The sequence below is a fragment of the Nocardioides agariphilus genome, from assembly GCF_015352445.1.
Lineage (GTDB): Bacteria > Actinomycetota > Actinomycetes > Propionibacteriales > Nocardioidaceae > Nocardioides > Nocardioides agariphilus.
The window spans coordinates 1-16,309 of sequence record NZ_JADKPO010000014.1; the positions used below are offsets into that span (position 1 = coordinate 1).

The window sequence follows — 16,309 nt, forward strand, 5'->3', positions numbered from 1 at the left end:
CCGCTCCGCCCGGGCACCCCCGCCCGGAAACCATCGACCGGGTCCGCAAAGACCGCCTCGACAACTCCGGCACCGTCACCCTGCGCGTGGCCGGCCGCCTACGGCACATCCCCACCGGACGAACCCACGCCCGAACCTACGTCCTACTCCTGGTCCAAGACCTCGAGGTCCGCATCATCAACGCCGCCACCGGCGAACTCCTCAGAGAGCTCACCATCGACCTCACCCGCGACTACCAGCCACTCGGCCGACCACCCGGACCACCGCCACACAAAACGCAGGGCGAACCCCCATCCTGAGGGTTCGCCCCATGCCGATGTCCCGAGACATCACAGTGGCGCGCCCGTAGGGATTCGAACCCCAAACCTTCTGATCCGTAGTCAGATGCTCTATCCGTTGAGCTACGGGCGCCTGCCGCGGAGGCTGATCACGAGACCGGCCGGACGACTGGTCGAGGATAGCCGAACGCCCGGAGGTTGCCGAAATCAGTGGGCGAGCGACGATGGGGGCATGCGGGGACGTCGTACGGCGCTCGTCCAGGTGCTCGTGACCGTGCTGGCGGCCGGGGCGCTGGGCGGCTGCGACTTCGGCGGCGGACCCGACCAGGAGCCGACGAGCGGGCCCACCCTCGTCGCCGACGACGCCGGAGGCGGCAACCCGCCGGAGCTGACGGGCCGGGTCGCGGTCGAGCTCGGGACGGCGGTGGCGGTCTTCGGGCTGGGCTGCCGCCCGCAGTCGGCACGGCAGCGCTGCTCGGTCGACGGCCAGAAGACCTACACCCTGACGGGGCGGCTGCGACCGGCGACCGTGACGGCAGCCTGGATGCAGCTGGACACGGGCGGCGGCCGCTGGGTCGTGCACGTCAGGTTCGCCAGCCACGATCACTGGTCCGCGGCCAAGACGGCCGATCGGGCGCGCGACAAGGGCGGCCTCGTGGTGGTGCTCGACGCACACACCGGCGACGTGCTGCAAGCGGTCTCGCCCAACGACGTCAGCGGGGCGCAGATCGCCCGCAACGACCTGCACCGACTGACCGCCGAGTCGATGGTGGGCTCGTTCGCTCACGCTGCCGAAGCAGGCTCATCAGGCTAGAAAGGGCCTTCTGGCACTGGCGAAAGTGTGCTTTGTGACCCGGGCCACTAGCCGTTGATCGATCCAATATGTGGGCAGCCCATGCGCGAGTAGCCTCGCGGGCACTTGCTCTCCGGGCGCCGACGCCGACAACGAAGTTGGGGCGATCCCGTGACGACTCCCCGCTGATGCAGCGCAGGCCGAGAGGGACTTCATGACCGCCGATACGCAGGCTCCAGCCGAGCAGGCCACCACCCACCAAGGGATTCTGGACTTCGTCGACTGGGTCTCCGCCCTCACGACGCCCGACCGCATCCACTGGTGCACGGGCTCCGACGAGGAGTGGACCGAACTCACGGACGCTCTGGTGGCCTCCGGCACCTTCACCCGGCTCGACCCGGCCAAGAAGCCCAACAGCTTCCACGCCCGCACCGACCCGACCGACGTGGCACGCGTCGAGGACCGGACCTACATCTGCAGCGTCGAGGAGAAGGACGCCGGGCCCACCAACAACTGGATGGACCCCGAGGAGATGAAGACCCTGATGCGCGGGCTCTACGCCGGCTGCATGAAGGGCCGGACGATGTACGTCATCCCGTTCGTGATGGGCCACCTCGATGCCGAGAAGCCCATGTTCGGCGTCGAGATCACCGACTCCGCCTACGTCACCGCCTCGATGCGCGTGATGGCGCGGATGGGCTCCCACGTGCTGCGCCGCATGGAGGAGCTGGATGCCGACTTCGTGCCCGCACTCCACTCGGTGGGCATGCCGCTGGCCGAGGGCCAGGCCGACGTGGCGTGGCCGTGCAACGAGACCAAGTACATCGTGCAGTTCCCCGAGGAGCGGATGATCTGGTCCTACGGCTCCGGGTACGGCGGCAACTCGCTGCTGGGCAAGAAGTGCTACGCCCTGAGGATCGCCAGCGTGCTGGCGCGCGACGAGGGCTGGCTGGCCGAGCACATGCTGATCCTCAAGCTGACCAGCCCGGCCGGCGTCACGAAGTACGTCGCAGCCGCGTTCCCGAGCGCGTGCGGCAAGACCAACCTGGCCATGCTCGCCCCGACCATCCCGGGCTGGAAGGTCGAGTCGATCGGCGACGACATCGCCTGGATGCGGATCGGCGAGGACGGCCGGCTGTGGGCGGTCAACCCCGAGTACGGCTTCTTCGGCGTCGCGCCCGGCACCAACGAGCACACCAACCCCAACGCGATGAAGACCATCAACCTGGGCAACTCGGTGTTCACCAACGTGGCCCTGACCGACGACGGCGACATCTGGTGGGAGGGCCTGGAGAACATGCCGGCCCACGCCACGTCGTGGAAGGGCGAGGACTGGACGCCCCAGATCAGCGAGGAGACCGGCGAGCTGTCCAGCCACGCCAACAGCCGCTACTGCACGCCGATCAAGCAGTGCCCGATCCTGGCGCCGGAGTACGACGACCCGCGCGGCGTGCCGATCGACGCGATCCTCTTCGGGGGCAGGCGCAAGACCACGATCCCGCTGGTGACCGAGGCCCGCGACTGGGTGCACGGCACGTTCATGGGCGCCACGTTGTCGAGCGAGACGACTGCCGCGGCGGTGGGTCAGGTCGGTGTGGTGCGGCGCGACCCGATGGCGATGCTGCCGTTCATCGGCTACCACGCGGGCGACTACTTCAACCACTGGATCGAGGTCGGCAAGGACAACGACGCGTCGAAGCTGCCCAAGATCTTCTACGTCAACTGGTTCCGGCGTGATGAGGACGGCGGCTTCTTGTGGCCGGGCTTCGGCGAGAACAGCCGCGTGCTCAAGTGGGTCGTCGAGCGCATCGAGGGCCAGGCGGCCGCGGTCGAGACCCCGATCGGCCGGGTGCCCACCCCCGAGTCCCTCGACACCGACGGTCTGGACCTGACACCCGCGCAGGTCGAGGCCGCGCTGCGGGTGGACCCGGACGAGTGGCGTGCCGAGCTGCCGCAGATCCAGGAGTGGTTCGAGAAGTTCGGCGACCAGCTTCCAGCCGTGCTCTGGACCGAGCTCGACGGGCTCCGCGCTCGGCTCGGTGAAGCGAGCGTCTGAGAGCCGCCAGACAACGCCACGAGGCCCGGATCACAGCCGATGGTCCGGGCCTCGTGCCGTCGATCGGTATGCCATGATCCGGACCGGGGGTAGCCGGAAGGGGATGTGGGTGTCGCACTTCGGCCCTGATGACCGCGCGCTGTTCGAGACGCGCGCCACCGAGCTGTACGACGATGCCCTCGCGTCCGGTGGGCTCCAGGCCGACGATCCCCGGCTGACCTCCGAGCCCGAGGTCCGTGAGGCCTTCGACCTTCTGGTGCGGCTCGGCCTGCTCACCCTCGACACCGACGACCAGGTGTGGCAGGCCGTCGACCCGGCGACCGTCCAGGCCCAGGTCGTCTCGCCGATGGGCACCCAGGCCGCCGAGCTGCTCGCGGAGTCGACGCAGTGGGCGCGCGCGTTCGCAGGGCTCGGCCAGACCTGGCGGCGCTCCTCGCCGGTGCAGCGCGGACCGATCACCGAGATCACCGGCCTGGAGGCGATCGGGGCCTTCTTGGCCTCCGCGGTCGCCGACGCCGAGGAGGAGCTGCTCACCGCACAGCCCCAGGGCCAGCGCAACAACGCCGGCCTCAAGGCCTATCTCGACGACGTCGCACGTCGCGACACGGCCGCGCTCGAGCGCGGGGTCAAGATGCGCACGCTGTACCAGCACAGCGCCCGCCGCAGTACGGGCACCCAGCGGTGGGTCGCCGCTGTCACTGCCCATGGCGCCGAGGTGCGCACGCTCGATGAGTTCTTCAACCGCCTGATCGTCATCGACCGCCGCATCGCGGTCATCCCGGGAGCGGGCGGTCCGGGCTCGGCGTTGGTGATCCGCGAACCCAACCTGCTGGCCTACCTCGTCGACATGTTCGAACGCACCTGGGAGCGCGCGCAACCGTGGACCAGTCGCGGCAGTGCGGCCCAGCGCGACATCGCGCACGAGCAGCGGCAGATGACGATCCGGATGCTGATCAAGGGGTACGCCGACCCGGCCAGCGCCAAGCGGCTCGGTGTCAGCCCGCGGACCTACGCCGGGTACATCGCCGACCTCAAGGAGGAGTTCGAGGCCGAGACCAGGTTCCAGCTGGGCTACACGATGGGACAGCTCGGCATCTCGGGCACCGACCGCGCCGAGGGCGAGCCCGAAGCACCTGACGATGAGGCGATCAGCAACCCGGACTCCCCAGATGTTTAACCCAGGCGTTTGACCCAGACGTTTGACCCAGGCGTTTGACCCAGACGTTTAACCCAGACGTATAACCCAGACGTATAACGAGGGCAGCGCCGGCGGCGCTGCCCTCGTTCATGAGACACGGCCGGGGGGGTGGCCTGAGGAGACCCGGCCATGGGGGGTCGGCCGGAGAGTCCCGTCTCACGTCTGGTGTGGCGCTTGGTCAGCGGCCCCCGATGACACATCCGGAGTGGCAGTCCCACCCCGTGTCGACGGCGCCGGCCGGTGAGCTCACTCCGACCAGCCCGACCGTCATCGCCGCAGCGGCTACGAGGATCGCGGCTTTACGAAGAATCGTCATCAGCATCTCCCTCTAGCGGTGGCCTGAGTGGTACCCGCCGTCCGAATCTTCAGTCTCCCCAACTCGTGGGACCGGCGTCAGCCCGCTCTTGGCTCAACTAATTGCAATGCAAAACTTTGCAATTCGCGTCCGGGCAGGGTGAGTCGGCCCTCCCTGTCCCGCTGGTGGGCGCCCGAGAGGACCGACTCGCTGCGGAGGCGGCGGGATTTGAACCCGCGAGAGGTTTGACCCTCAACCCGCTTAGCAGGCGGGCGCCATAGACCGGACTAGGCGACGCCTCCCCGAAGCGTCAGACAGGCTACAAGCAGGCGTCCGTGAGCGCCGAATCAGCCTTGCAGACGGGCCCGCAGGCTGGCGACGAACTCGTCGCGGTCGCCGCTGAGCAGCGACACCGGGATGGTCGTCGTCCGACCGTCACGCAGGGCGAGCACCACGCACGACACCCCGCGTACGGCAACCGTCGAGGCGTCCGCCACATCAGCCCAGCGAGCCCGCATCACGCCTGCACCCCTGACCAGCCGGACCTCGTAGCCCAACCGGTCCAGCCGGACGACGTAGGCCAGCTTGGTCGCCCACCACACCCCGCCCAGCAGCAGGGCGAGCCCGACGGTCGCGACCAGGCCCACCACCGCGAGGCTCCAGTCGAGGGCGGCGCAGACGACCGTGAGGGCCACGACGACAACTCCCAGCGCCACGAGGCCGGCACCCGCGGATCGAGCCACGATCGCGGGGGCGAGCCGGTACTCGGCCGCTCGCCCTGGCCCAGGCGCTGGGTCAGGCGCTGGGTCAGGCGCTGGTTCAGGCGCTGGGTCTAACGCTGGGTCAGGCGCTGGGTCCACACGCCGGATTCAACCGTCTCCTGGGCACTTCACCACAATTCTTCCCGAGTTCGCCCGGGTGTCTTGTCCGGCAGTCGCGCCGCGAGTCACACTCGTGGTTCCTCGCTCGACGTCCACCCCCCGTCGCGGAGGTCTCGATGACCCGCTCCACGCTCGATCGCCCGATCAGTACGGCAACCGCGCTCGCAGGTCTGCAGCGCGCCCTCGACGAGCCCGTCCCCGCCGCCGAGCTGGGCGGCTGGCGGTGGAGCGTGCGCCGACACATGGTCCCGGTGCGTGACGCGCTGGAGCGCGAGCACCTCGACCCCGACGACAGCGCCCTGTCGGCTCGGCACGGCAAGTCGGCGCGGGATCGCGCGGCACTGCTGCGCCGGCTGGCGGCGTACGGTCCGAAGGTACTGGAGACCGCTGACGTCGATGAGGTACGCGAAGGGCTCAAGCGGCTCCTGGTCGACATCGACCACTACGTACAGCGGCTGCACGACCTCGCCTACGACGAGGTCGAGGAGGAGATCGGCGGCAGCGAGTAGCAGCAGAGGGGGCGGGATTCGAACCCGCGGCTGACATCTCTGCCAGCGACCGCTTTCAAGGCGGTTCCGATCGGCCACTCCGGCACCCCTCCAAGGGGCACCACCTTACGAGACCTCGGGTCACGCGGTGAGTTCGACGAGCGGGTCACCCTCCTGGACGACGTCGCCGTCGGCGACCTTGACGGCCGTGACGGTGCCGGCCACCTCGGCCATCACGGGGATCTCCATCTTCATCGACTCCAGCAGGACGACGATGTCGCCGACCGCGACGGTGTCTCCCACCTCGACGGTGATGCTGAGCACGTTGGCCACCATCTCGGCGAGGATCTCGACGTGCTGTTCGCGGGGCACGGGCCGAACTTAGCCCACTGTGGCCCAGAGGTTCACAGCAGCGGCTGCGTACGGCCCGGTTCGGGGCGCAGGGCGCCGGCCTCGTGGCCGGTGCGAGCCCGTCGGCCGCGCCGAGAGCCCGTGAGGAGTACGTCGACCCGGATCACGATCGCGCCGATGACGATGCCGAGGACGACCGAGTACACAGTGGTCAGGCCGGCCTGCGTGACCGTCAGCGTGGGATCCAAGAAGGTATGGGTCACCTGGGCCGCCGCGGTCACGCCGAACGCGCAGACCCACCAGCCCTGTCGGCGCCGTGCCCGCATGTGCGTGCCCCACACCAGGGCGGGCACGCCGAGCAGCGCCTGCACCGGACGAGGGGCCCCGTGCAGCGTCTCCAAGGCCCACGAACGACCCTCGAGCAGCGTGTCGACGAGGTCGGGCGCTCCGTAGCGGCGCAGCACCTCGGCGTACGCCATGGTCAGCGCGAGCAGTCCACCACCGATCACGACAGCCACCAGGCCCCGCCGACCCAGACCGTGGAGGCCGGCGCCCAGGCGGTAGACCACGACCAGGCTGAGCGCGAGCGAGGCTCCGAGCGTGGTGTAGGCGAAGCGGTCCAGGCTCACGGTCGGCTCGAGTCCCACGACCGCCGCGGCCCCGACCACACCCACGAGCATCGCCACCACCACCTCGCGGGCCGCGTTGAGCACGGTCGCCGCGGGGGTGGTCGCCATCACCGCGAAGACGGCAGTGACCACGCAGGTCAGCACCGCGGCTCCGGTGCGCAGCACGGGCTCGTCGGTGACGACGACGGCGGCACCCAGTGCGGTGGCCAGGGCGCCGTAGACGAACGTACGGCCACCCGTACGTGCGAGCAGTCCGGTCGTGAAGGCCACCGCGATCGCCACGCCGCCGCTCTCGCCGACGTACGCCGGTGCGTCCGGGAGCGCCGCGTAGGCCAGCGCCGCCATCCCGGCGACGAGCACGAGCGCCCACACCATCACCCCGACGCGCCGACCCGGCCGCAGCCGCGAGCGTCGGGGGACCCGCTCGGCACGACGGCGAGGGGCGGTGGGGGGCACGGGCGGGAGGGTAGCCGGGAGGAGGTCGAGCCTCAGAGCCGGCGGTTGGCGAGGGACGGGTTGGTCCGGCGGGCCTGGTCGACGACGTCGCGTTCGAGGGTCACGGTGAGGGACTCGGGCTTCTCGCCGGCTTCGGCCAGGACCTCGCCGAGAGGGTCGACGGCGATCGAGTGTCCGCAGTAGCGCGGGCCGGGCTGGCCGACGGCGACGACGTAGGCGGTGTTCTCGATCGCCCTCGCGCGGGCCAGGGTCCTCCAGTGGTCGACCTTGCGCGGCCCGGCCACCCAGGCGGCGGGGACGACGAGTACGTCGGCGCCCTCGGCGACCAGCGCACGGGCGAGCTCGGGGAAGCGCAGGTCGTAGCAGGTCATCAGGCCGAGCGTGAGGCCACCGAGCTCGACGGTCACCGGACTCAGGGGGCCTGCCGTCACGCGGTCGGACTCCTGGTAGCCGAAGGAGTCGTAGAGGTGGATCTTGCGGTAGTCGGCCTGCGCGGCGCCGCGCATGACCAAGGTGTTGACCGGGCGAGCAGGGTCGGCGCTGCGCTCGAACATGCCGGCCAGGATCGTGGTGCCGCGCGCGGCGGCGACGCGGGCGACCTCGGTGGCGAACGGGCCGTCGAGCTCCTCGGCCGCGTCGCTGAGATCGGACCCCGGCTCGCCGAAGTCGCGGGCGTAGGCCTCGGGAAAGACCACGAGATCGCTGCCCTCGGGCGTCAGCTCCGCCAGCCGGTCCCGGTTCTCGGCGGGGTCGAGCGTGGACGCCTCCTGCACCAAGGTGACCTGCATGGGCCCAGTCTGCCCGCTGATCACATCCGCCGGATCGGACAGGGCACACTGCGGTTCGTGGTCTTCGACGCGGTGGTCCTGGCCGGTGGCCGCGCCACCCGGCTCGGCGGCGCCGACAAGGCCGCGGTCGAGGTCAACGGGACGACGCTGCTCGAGCGGACCCTCGCCGCCGTCCGCGCCGCCCACCGCGTCGTCGTCGTCGGCGACGAGCACCCCACCTCCCGCCCGGTCCTCTGGACCCGCGAGCACCCGCCGTACGGCGGGCCGGTTGCGGCGACGTACGCCGGTCTCGAGGCGCTGCGCCGCGGTAGTCCCGTGCGGTTGACGGGTCAAAAGGCTGAAATGACCCGTCAACCGCACGGGAGTACGCCACTGGTGGTGCTGGCTGTCGACATGCCGGGAGTCGGCGAGGGGACGGTACGGCGGTTGGTGGCGGGCATGCAGGGACACGACGGGGCGGTGCTGGTGGACGGGGGGCGGCGGCACCTGGCGTTCGCGGTGGAGGCCGAGGCCCTGGCGCGGGTGCGGCCGGCGGAGGTGGCCGGGGCGGCGATGCGGGGGCTGTGGGCGAGCCTGGACCTGGCCGACGTACCAGCCCGCGACGACGAGGCGTACGACGTCGACGAGTGGTCGGACCTGGAGCCGTCCTGAGCACTCGCTCGAGCTGGGCCGGAACACCGACCTGGCCCAGAGGTGTGATCGTCGGGCGCGGTCGAGCATGATGTTGCCGTGAACCTGCACGACTGGATCGATGAGCTGTGCGACGTCCTCGACATCGACACCGAGGTCGACGAGGGACTGGTGCTCGACCTCGCCAAGGTCGTGGCCGACAACGTGGTGCGCAAGGCGGCCCCGATCAGCGCCTACCTCCTGGGGTACGCCGCCGGGCTCAACGAGGCGGACCCCGAGGCCGTGGAGAAGCTCGCCGCCCGTGCGCAGCTGCTCGCAGAGGGCTGGGACCGACCGTCGGACGCCACGGACCCGGTGGACATCACCGACGACGTGCCCGACGACAGCCTGGTCGACCACACCGGCGATCGCTTCGACGACTGATGAGGGCCGTCGTGGCCACGGGTCCTGGAGGACCCGACGTACTGACCTTGGCCGACGTACCCGACCCCCGACCCGGACCCGGCGAGGTCGCGATCGCCGTGGTCGCCACCGCCGTCAACCGGCCCGACCTGCTGCAGCGCAGGGGCTTCTACGACCCGCCCCCGGGCGCGAGCGACATCCTCGGGCTCGAGTGCAGCGGCACCATCGCGGCGGTCGGCGAGGGGGTGACCGACTGGCATGTCGGCGACGAGTGCTGCGCCCTGCTCGCGGGCGGCGGCTACGCGGAGCTCGTGGTGTGTCCCGCGGGTCAGGTGATGCCCGTACCTCGCGGGGTCAGCCTCGAGCAGGCCGCGAGCCTGCCCGAGGTGGCGTGCACGGTCTGGTCCAACGTGTTCATGCTCGCGGGCCTACGGCAGGGCGAGTGGTTCCTGGTCCACGGGGGCGCCGGCGGCATCGGGTCCATGGCGATCCAGCTCGGCCGGGCGGTCGGCGCTCGGGTGCTGGCCACAGCAGGCTCGGCCGACAAGGTGGCTCGCTGCTCCGAGCTGGGGGCTGAGGTCGCCATCGACTACAGGGAGCAGGACTTCGTGGCAGTGGTCGAGGAGGCGACCGGGGGCCATGGCGCCGACGTGATCCTCGACAACATGGGCGCGTCCTACCTCGGGCGCAACCTGGCAGCGCTCGCGACCGAGGGCCGGCTGTCCATCATCGGACTGATGGGCGGCACCAAGGCGGAGCTCGACCTCGATCAGCTGATGAGCAAGCGGGCGGCCATCATCTCGACCCGCCTGCGGCCGCGGCCGGTGGAGGAGAAGACCGCGATCTGCGCCGCCGTCACCGAGCACGTGTGGCCGCTGCTCGCCGACGAGACGATCCAGCCCGTGGTGAGCGCCACCATGCCCCTGGCCGAGGCGGCCCGAGCACACGCCCTGATGGAGTCGGGTGAGTCATCGGGGAAGATCCTCCTCACCGTCTCCTGAGGGTCAGCGCTCTAGGGTGGGGCGCATGAGCCAACAGCCCGAGCACGCCCCCGAGCACGCCCCGGAGCTCGCAGCCGAGGGCGACCAGCAGGGGGAACGTCCCGGTCATCCTCAGGGTCACGTCGTCGTCGTCGGTCCCGACGGGCAGCCCGTAGCCGCCGTACCCGCGTCGGCGCTGCAGCAGCAGGGCGAGCAGGAGGACGACGAGTCCGACCTCACCAGCCTGGTCGAGCAGCCGGCGAAGGTGATGCGGATCGGCAGCATGATCCGCCAGCTGTTGGAGGAGGTGAAGTCGGCGCCGCTCGACGACGCCAGCCGGCAGCGCCTCAAGGAGATCCACCGGCGCTCCATCAAGGAGCTCGAGTCGGGGCTGGCACCCGAGCTCGTCGAGGAGCTCGAGCGACTGACCTTGCCGTTCACGGGCGACGAGACGCCGTCCGACGCCGAGCTGCGCATCTCACAGGCCCAGCTCGTCGGGTGGCTGGAGGGCTTGTTCCACGGCATCCAGACCGCGATCTACGCCCAGCAGATGGCCGCTCGCGCCCAGTTCGAGCAGATCCGCCGCGCGTTGCCACCCGGCGTCCAGCTGGCCACCGGCCAGCCGGGCCCCGACGGGCAGCCGCAGCAGGGCGATCAGCAGGGCGATCCGGAGCAGGGTCCCGGCACGGGCGGGATGTACCTCTGAGGGATCGGTCGGGTCAGGTACGCCGGGTTCGCCCGAGCGCCGCGAAGACCATCAGGCCGAGCAGACCGACCAGCACCATGGCGGCACCGGGCGCGGCGATCCGGGTCAGGTCCGGAGGATCGGAGTCGGCCACCCGGGTGTAGGTCGCCTTGTCGGGCTTCGGCGGGACGGGCGTACTGCCCTCGCCGAGGATGGCGACCACCTTCTGGGTCTTGGTGCTCGTCGCCGGTGCGGTGCCGCTGCACCGGTCGGCGACGAACGTGCCCTGCGCGTTGGCGCGCACGAAGACCAGGTAGCGGGTGTCGGCCGTCATGCCGGTCAGGCCGCACTTGGCGGGGTCGGCGTTGGACTTCACCGTCACCGTCTGGGAGGTGATGTCGCCCTTGTAGACGCGGTCGACCTTGACGTCGTACGACATCAGCTGCTGCTTGCCCGACGTGGTCGGCCCCGAGGCCATGGTGACGGTGCCGGAGAACACCGCGTCGGCCCTCTCGACCTGCTGCGCCACGGAGCGCCGCTGGCAGGTGCAGGCGGCGTGGGCGGGGGCGTCGGTGACGATGGTCAACGTCAACCCGACCACCAGCAGCACGAGCAGCCGCTGCAGGAGGGGGACCATGCGTCTATTCGACCACAGGGGCGATGGCCAGTCCGAACACCGAGGCGAGCACGCGCGCAACGCCGTCCTCGTCGTTACCGGGGGCCACGTGGTCGGCAGTATCGGCGACCGTCGGGTGCGCGTCGGCCATCGCGTACGACGTGCCGGCCCAGGCGAGCATGGCGATGTCGTTGGGCATGTCCCCGAAGGCGATCACCTGGTGGGGATCGATGCCGCGCTCCTCGCACAGCAGCGCGAGGGTGGTCGCCTTGGTGACGCCCGCCGCGCTGATCTCGAGCAGCGACGATGTCGACGACCACGTCACGACCGCACGGTCGCCGATGGCCGCGACGGCGCGGTCCCAGAACTCCTGGTAGCCCAGCTCCTCGTGGCGCGCCAGCAGCTTGAGGGCGGGTCCGGCGAAGATCTCGGCGAGGTGCCCGCGCCGCGTGCCGCTCGGAACGGGGTACCTCTCCCGGAACCCGTGCTCGAGCGAGATGCCCGACAGCGTCTCGACCGCGAACGCGCTCCCGAATACGGCGGAGCGGATCAGCTCGCACACCTCGATGCCGGCGGCCGGCTCGATGGTCCGGGTGAGCACCGGCTCGCGACGGGCGACATCCCAGACCAGGGCGCCGTTGGAGATGACCGCCAGCCCGTGGCCCCCGACGTGCTCGAAGACGTCCTCGGCCCAGCGCAGCGGCCTCCCGGTCACGAACACCACCGGCACACCCCGCTCGTCGAGCGCCGTCAGCACGGCCTGGGTGTACGGCGAGACCGTGCCGTCGGAACGTACGAGCGTGCCGTCGAGGTCGGTGGCGACGAGGCGGGGTTCCGAGCCTCGCTCCGCACGCACCTCAACCACCGATCGCCGACCCAGCACCTCAACCACCCGAGGCGACGGGGAACCAGCGGGTGAGCTCGGTGGCGGCGCCGTCGTCGTACACCGTGGCGGTGACGGCGTCGGCGGCGGCGATCACGGCCTCGACGGCCTGGCCCATGGCCACGCCGCGGCCGGCCCACTGGAGCAGCTCGATGTCGTTGCGGCCGTCGCCGATCGCGAGTACGTCGGCGGCCTCGAGGCCCAGCCGGGTCGCGACATGGGCGACCCCGCTGGCCTTGTTGACGCCGACGGGAGCCAGGTCGAGCCAGGCGGTCCAGCCGACGACGTAGTCGGTGCCGTGCAGCCCGAGACGCGCGGCGAGCTCGAGGAAGTCCTCGGCGGTCGAGTCGGGGTCGCGGATGATCACGCGGCTGACGTGCTCGGCCACCAGGTCGCGGACCTCGGTGATGACCATCTCACCGGACAGCTCGCCGACCGGGAACGGCCGGTTGACGCGGTACCCGACGCCACGCTCCTCGACCGCCACCAGCGCGGTCGGGTGCTCGCGCAGGATCGCCTCGACCGCCGGGCGCGCGTCGAAGGTCTCCTCGTGGACGACCTGGAGGGGCGGGTAGCGGAACACCACCGCACCGTTGGAGGCCACCACCCAGAGCGGGTCCTCGTCATCGAGCGGCAGGCCGAGCAGGTCCGCGATCACCGTCATGCCGTGCGGCGAACGACCACTGGCCAGCACGATGTGGGCACCCGCGTCGTGGGCCCGGCGTACGGCGTCACGTACGGCGGCAGGTACCTCTTCGTGGGTCTGCCCCGAGCCCTCGACCCACTTGAGCAGCGTCCCGTCGATGTCGAGTGCGACGACGCGCGGCAGCCAGTCGCTCGGGCTTACGTCAGGTGTCACGGCTGGTGTCACATCTGGTGTCACGTTGGGGGCTTGATGAGGTCGAGCCCGCCGAGGTAGGGCTGCAGCGCCTTCGGCACCTTGACCGATCCGTCGGCCTGCTGGTGGGTCTCGAGCAGGGCGATGATCGGCCGGTTGATGGAGCACAGCGTGCCGTTGAGGGTGGCCACGGGCCCGATCGAGCCGTCGGCGAAGCGACCACGGGTGTCCAGGCGACGGGTCTGGAAGTCGGTGCAGTTGGAGGTCGAGGTGAGCTCGCGGAACCGGCCCTGCGAGGCGATCCAGGCCTCACAGTCGTACTTGCGCTGCGCAGAAGTGCCGAGGTCGCCGGCCGCCACGTCGATGACGCGGTAGTGCAGCTCGAGCTTGTCGAGGAACTCCTTCTCCCACGCCAGCAGCCGCAGGTGCTCGGCGTAGGACTCCTCGACGGTCGTGTAGACGAACATCTCGACCTTGTCGAACCAGTGCACCCGGAAGATGCCGCGCGTGTCCTTGCCGTGGGAGCCGGCCTCCTTGCGGAAGCAGGACGAGAAGGCGGCGTACCGGAGGGGCAGCGACGAGGCATCGAGGATCTCGTCGGAGTGGTACGCCGCGAGCGGGACCTCGGAGGTGCCGACCAGGTAGAGGTCCTGGTCCTCGATCTTGTAGACGTCGTCGGCGGCCTGGCCCAAGAAACCCGTGCCCTCCATGGCGCGCGGCTTGACCAGCGCCGGCGCGATCATCTGGGTGAAGCCGGCGTTGCGGGCCTGGTCCATCGCCATCATCACCAACGCCAGCTCGAGCTGGGCACCGATGCCGGTGAGGAAGTAGAAGCGCGACCCGGAGACCTTGGCGCCGCGCTCGAGGTCGATCGCGCCGAGCATCTGCCCGAGCTCGACGTGGTCACGGGGCTCGAAGTCGAACTGCGGCGCGGTGCCGATGGTCTCGATCACGCGGTAGTCGTCCTCGCCACCGGCCGGCGCCTCGTCGGCCGCGACGTTGGGGATCTCCATCAGCGTCGACCGCCAGAGGTCCTCGGCCTCGGACTGGGCGGACTCGGCGGCCTTGACGCGCGCCGCCAGCTCCTTGGTCTGCTCGAGCAGGGCGGCCTTCTCCTCCGGCGCGGCCTGGGGGATCTGCTTGCCGAGGGACTTCTGCTCGGCGCGCAGCCGCTCGTACTCGGCGATGGCCGCGCGCCGTGTCTCGTCGGCGGAGATCGCCCGGTCGACCACCTCGTCGGACAGGCCGCGCTTGGCCTGGGCGGCGCGGACGCGGTCGGGTTCCTCACGAATCAGCCGGGGGTCGATCATGGGACGAGGCTATCCATACCTGCTGGTCGAGGACGTCCCGCCAGGGACCTTCACGAGCCCCCCGATGGTTTCGAGACAGGCGCTGGCGCGCCTTCCTCAACCAGCGGAAGTGCATACTGACGCCCGTGCTGGACCGCCCCAGAGTGATCACGCTCTCGTGGGCTGTCTTCTTCCTGGCGCTGTTCGGGGTGCTCGGTGTCGCGGTCTCCGCCGAGCGCACTCCACTCGACCCCATCGACGGTCTCGGCCGCGACGCGGAGCGCTGGGCCGACGGGCACGCGTCGCTGATCGCGCTCCTGCGTCACATCGAGGCGTGGTTCGGCGCGACGTGGGTGCTGCTGGCCGCGCTCGTGCTCGCGGTGTGGCTGGCCGTGCGGGGCCACCGACGCGCGGCGACGTACTCGATCCTGGTCGTGCTCACCACCTGGATCGTCACCGACCTGACCAAGGCGATGTTCGCGCGGGTCCGCCCGGAGTGGCAGGACGCCCTCGGCGTGCTGGGGAACCGGTCCTACCCGTCGGGCCACACCTCCATGAACGCCGCCCTGATGGCCGTGGTGTGCGTTCTTGCCCTGATGTTCGTACGCCGCTCGAGCATGCGGCGGGTCATCTACGCGCTGGCGGCCGCGGAGGTCCTGCTGATCTGGGCCGACCGGCTCCTGCTCGGCCGCCACTTCCCGACCGACCTGATCGGGGGTACGGCGCTCGCGGTCGGGGTCGCGCTGTTGTGGATGGCCGTCTACAGCCCGCTGCCACGCAGCCACGCAGCGCACGCGCGACCCTTACACGAGGCGGTGCCGGGGAACCGCCAGCTGGCCGTGATCCTCAATCCCAGCAAGGTGGAGGACGCCGACCAGTTCCGCTCGATCGTGACCGCGATGGCCCAGGAGTCCGGCTGGTCCACGCCCGCCTGGCACTACACCACCGTCGAGGACCCCGGCACCGGCATGGCAGAGGCGGCCGCCGTGGCCGGCGCCGACCTGGTGCTGGTGTGCGGCGGCGACGGGACGGTGCGCGAGGTGTGCGCCGAGCTGGCCGGTACCGGCATCCCGGTGGGCATCGTCCCGGCGGGCACCGGCAACCTGCTCGCCCGCAACCTGCAGATCCCGCTGTTCATCCGGGCCGCGATCGACGTGGCCCTCAACGGCCAGGATCGCGCTATCGACCTGGTCGAGGTCAGCGGCGACGGGTTCGAGGACAGCCACTTCATGGTGATGGCCGGCATGGGTCTCGACGCCGCGATCATGGAGGGCGTCAACGAGGACATCAAGCGCAAGGTCGGCTGGATCGCCTACGTGCTCTCGGGCCTGAAGGCCCTGATGTCCCCGGTGGTGAAGGTCGAGATCGCGGTCGACGGCGGCGAGTTCACGTCGTACAAGGCGGTCACCGTCGTGGTCGGCAACGTCGGGTTCCTCCAGGCGGGCATGCCCTTGCTGCCCGACGCCGCCATCGACGACGGCGTGCTCGACGTGGTGATCCTGCACCCCAAGCGGTTCTTGTCGTGGCTGCCTCTGGTGGCGCGGGTGCTGAGCAAGGGCAAGCGCGTGGACGAGACCATCGGACGCCTCACCGGCCAGTCCGTGGTGGTGCGCGCCAGCGCCGACACCCCGCGCCAGCTCGACGGCGACTCCATCGGGCCGGGCCGCGAGCTGCGGATGCACTGCGTCCACGGGCGACTGCTGGTCCGCGTGCCCAGGTAGAGGGCCGATAGCACTCCGTCAGAACTGGGGGCTGCGCTCACCCTTTCGGGCG

Annotated in this window: 18 protein-coding genes, 3 tRNA genes and 1 pseudogene; 10 read left to right on the plus strand and 12 right to left on the minus strand. The window is 70.6% G+C overall.

From position 1 onward, the window contains the following. Nucleotides 1-299, plus strand: a pseudogene (locus ISU10_RS23085) (hypothetical protein); the annotation flags it as partial. A gap of 36 nt (nucleotides 300-335) precedes the next feature. Here ISU10_RS23085 and ISU10_RS11655 read toward each other — a convergent pair. After that, a tRNA-Arg gene (locus tag ISU10_RS11655) sits at nucleotides 336-411 on the minus strand. A gap of 99 nt (nucleotides 412-510) precedes the next feature. Here ISU10_RS11655 and ISU10_RS11660 point away from each other — a divergent pair. The 3 genes from ISU10_RS11660 (at nucleotide 511) to ISU10_RS11670 (ending at nucleotide 4,304) form a co-directional block, all read left to right on the plus strand. Next, entirely contained in the window at nucleotides 511-1,092 is a 582-nt protein-coding gene (locus ISU10_RS11660) for a hypothetical protein (RefSeq protein ID WP_194696579.1), read from the plus strand. A gap of 193 nt (nucleotides 1,093-1,285) precedes the next feature. Then, entirely contained in the window at nucleotides 1,286-3,127 is a 1,842-nt protein-coding gene (locus ISU10_RS11665) for a phosphoenolpyruvate carboxykinase (GTP) (protein WP_194696580.1), read from the plus strand. A 109-nt stretch (nucleotides 3,128-3,236) separates the two neighbouring features. Beyond that, entirely contained in the window at nucleotides 3,237-4,304 is a 1,068-nt protein-coding gene (locus ISU10_RS11670) for a TrmB family transcriptional regulator (protein ID WP_194696581.1), read from the plus strand. A 199-nt stretch (nucleotides 4,305-4,503) separates the two neighbouring features. On the opposite strand, the gene ISU10_RS11675 is transcribed toward ISU10_RS11670, so the two are convergent. From ISU10_RS11675 to ISU10_RS11685, 3 genes are all read right to left on the minus strand, one after another. Then, complete coding sequence (locus ISU10_RS11675; RefSeq protein WP_194696582.1) at nucleotides 4,504-4,641, minus strand: hypothetical protein; 138 nt, start codon at nucleotides 4,639-4,641, stop codon at nucleotides 4,504-4,506. 192 nt (nucleotides 4,642-4,833) lie between these two features. Then, nucleotides 4,834-4,922 (minus strand) — tRNA-Ser (locus ISU10_RS11680). A gap of 45 nt (nucleotides 4,923-4,967) precedes the next feature. Next, nucleotides 4,968-5,336 (minus strand): hypothetical protein, encoded by a 369-nt coding sequence (locus ISU10_RS11685; protein WP_194696583.1) that lies wholly within the window; start codon nucleotides 5,334-5,336, stop codon nucleotides 4,968-4,970. 281 nt (nucleotides 5,337-5,617) lie between these two features. On the opposite strand from ISU10_RS11685, the gene ISU10_RS11690 reads away from it, so the two are divergent. After that, nucleotides 5,618-6,010, plus strand: a complete 393-nt coding sequence (locus tag ISU10_RS11690) for a hypothetical protein (RefSeq protein ID WP_194696584.1) — start codon at nucleotides 5,618-5,620, stop codon at nucleotides 6,008-6,010. Nucleotides 6,011-6,013: 3 nt separating this feature from the next. Here ISU10_RS11690 and ISU10_RS11695 read toward each other — a convergent pair. The 4 genes from ISU10_RS11695 to ISU10_RS11710 all read right to left on the minus strand — a co-directional run bounded on the left by ISU10_RS11695 (nucleotide 6,014) and on the right by ISU10_RS11710 (nucleotide 8,213). Continuing rightward, nucleotides 6,014-6,102: transfer RNA gene (locus ISU10_RS11695), tRNA-Ser, on the minus strand. A gap of 28 nt (nucleotides 6,103-6,130) precedes the next feature. Next, nucleotides 6,131-6,361, minus strand: coding sequence for a biotin/lipoyl-binding carrier protein (locus ISU10_RS11700; protein WP_370865211.1), 231 nt, complete (start codon nucleotides 6,359-6,361; stop codon nucleotides 6,131-6,133). 32 nt (nucleotides 6,362-6,393) lie between these two features. Continuing rightward, nucleotides 6,394-7,425, minus strand: a complete 1,032-nt coding sequence (locus ISU10_RS11705) for a hypothetical protein (protein ID WP_194696585.1) — start codon at nucleotides 7,423-7,425, stop codon at nucleotides 6,394-6,396. Nucleotides 7,426-7,457: 32 nt separating this feature from the next. Beyond that, the gene (locus ISU10_RS11710; RefSeq protein ID WP_194696684.1) at nucleotides 7,458-8,213 is read right to left on the minus strand and encodes a carbon-nitrogen hydrolase family protein; all 756 of its coding nucleotides are present in this window, start codon (nucleotides 8,211-8,213) and stop codon (nucleotides 7,458-7,460) included. A gap of 57 nt (nucleotides 8,214-8,270) precedes the next feature. Between ISU10_RS11710 and mobA the strand changes: the two genes are divergently transcribed. The 4 genes from mobA (at nucleotide 8,271) to ISU10_RS11730 (ending at nucleotide 10,931) form a co-directional block, all read left to right on the plus strand. Continuing rightward, the gene (gene mobA, locus ISU10_RS11715) at nucleotides 8,271-8,864 is read left to right on the plus strand and encodes a molybdenum cofactor guanylyltransferase (protein ID WP_370865214.1); all 594 of its coding nucleotides are present in this window, start codon (nucleotides 8,271-8,273) and stop codon (nucleotides 8,862-8,864) included. A gap of 78 nt (nucleotides 8,865-8,942) precedes the next feature. Then, nucleotides 8,943-9,266 (plus strand): DUF6457 domain-containing protein, encoded by a 324-nt coding sequence (locus ISU10_RS11720; protein WP_194696586.1) that lies wholly within the window; start codon nucleotides 8,943-8,945, stop codon nucleotides 9,264-9,266. After that, nucleotides 9,266-10,246 carry an NAD(P)H-quinone oxidoreductase gene (locus ISU10_RS11725; protein ID WP_194696587.1) on the plus strand — a complete coding sequence of 327 codons (981 nt, stop codon included), beginning with the start codon at nucleotides 9,266-9,268 and terminating at the stop codon, nucleotides 10,244-10,246. Before ISU10_RS11720 ends, ISU10_RS11725 begins: the two co-directional genes overlap by 1 nt. Before the next feature lie 25 nt (nucleotides 10,247-10,271). Then, nucleotides 10,272-10,931 carry a bacterial proteasome activator family protein gene (locus tag ISU10_RS11730; RefSeq protein ID WP_194696588.1) on the plus strand — a complete coding sequence of 220 codons (660 nt, stop codon included), beginning with the start codon at nucleotides 10,272-10,274 and terminating at the stop codon, nucleotides 10,929-10,931. Nucleotides 10,932-10,944: 13 nt separating this feature from the next. On the opposite strand, the gene ISU10_RS11735 is transcribed toward ISU10_RS11730, so the two are convergent. Genes ISU10_RS11735 through serS form a run of 4 tightly spaced genes read right to left on the minus strand, consistent with a single transcriptional unit; the run spans nucleotide 10,945 to nucleotide 14,557 of the window. Further along, complete coding sequence (locus tag ISU10_RS11735; protein WP_194696589.1) at nucleotides 10,945-11,547, minus strand: hypothetical protein; 603 nt, start codon at nucleotides 11,545-11,547, stop codon at nucleotides 10,945-10,947. 4 nt (nucleotides 11,548-11,551) lie between these two features. Beyond that, entirely contained in the window at nucleotides 11,552-12,382 is an 831-nt protein-coding gene (locus ISU10_RS11740; protein ID WP_194696590.1) for an HAD family hydrolase, read from the minus strand. A gap of 28 nt (nucleotides 12,383-12,410) precedes the next feature. Continuing rightward, the gene (locus tag ISU10_RS11745) at nucleotides 12,411-13,268 is read right to left on the minus strand and encodes an HAD family hydrolase (RefSeq protein ID WP_194696591.1); all 858 of its coding nucleotides are present in this window, start codon (nucleotides 13,266-13,268) and stop codon (nucleotides 12,411-12,413) included. Nucleotides 13,269-13,288: 20 nt separating this feature from the next. Beyond that, nucleotides 13,289-14,557 (minus strand): serine--tRNA ligase, encoded by a 1,269-nt coding sequence (serS, locus tag ISU10_RS11750; RefSeq protein WP_194696592.1) that lies wholly within the window; start codon nucleotides 14,555-14,557, stop codon nucleotides 13,289-13,291. A gap of 125 nt (nucleotides 14,558-14,682) precedes the next feature. On the opposite strand from serS, the gene ISU10_RS11755 reads away from it, so the two are divergent. Next, nucleotides 14,683-16,257, plus strand: coding sequence for a bifunctional phosphatase PAP2/diacylglycerol kinase family protein (locus ISU10_RS11755; RefSeq protein ID WP_370865218.1), 1,575 nt, complete (start codon nucleotides 14,683-14,685; stop codon nucleotides 16,255-16,257). Nucleotides 16,258-16,309 lie beyond the last annotated feature (52 nt).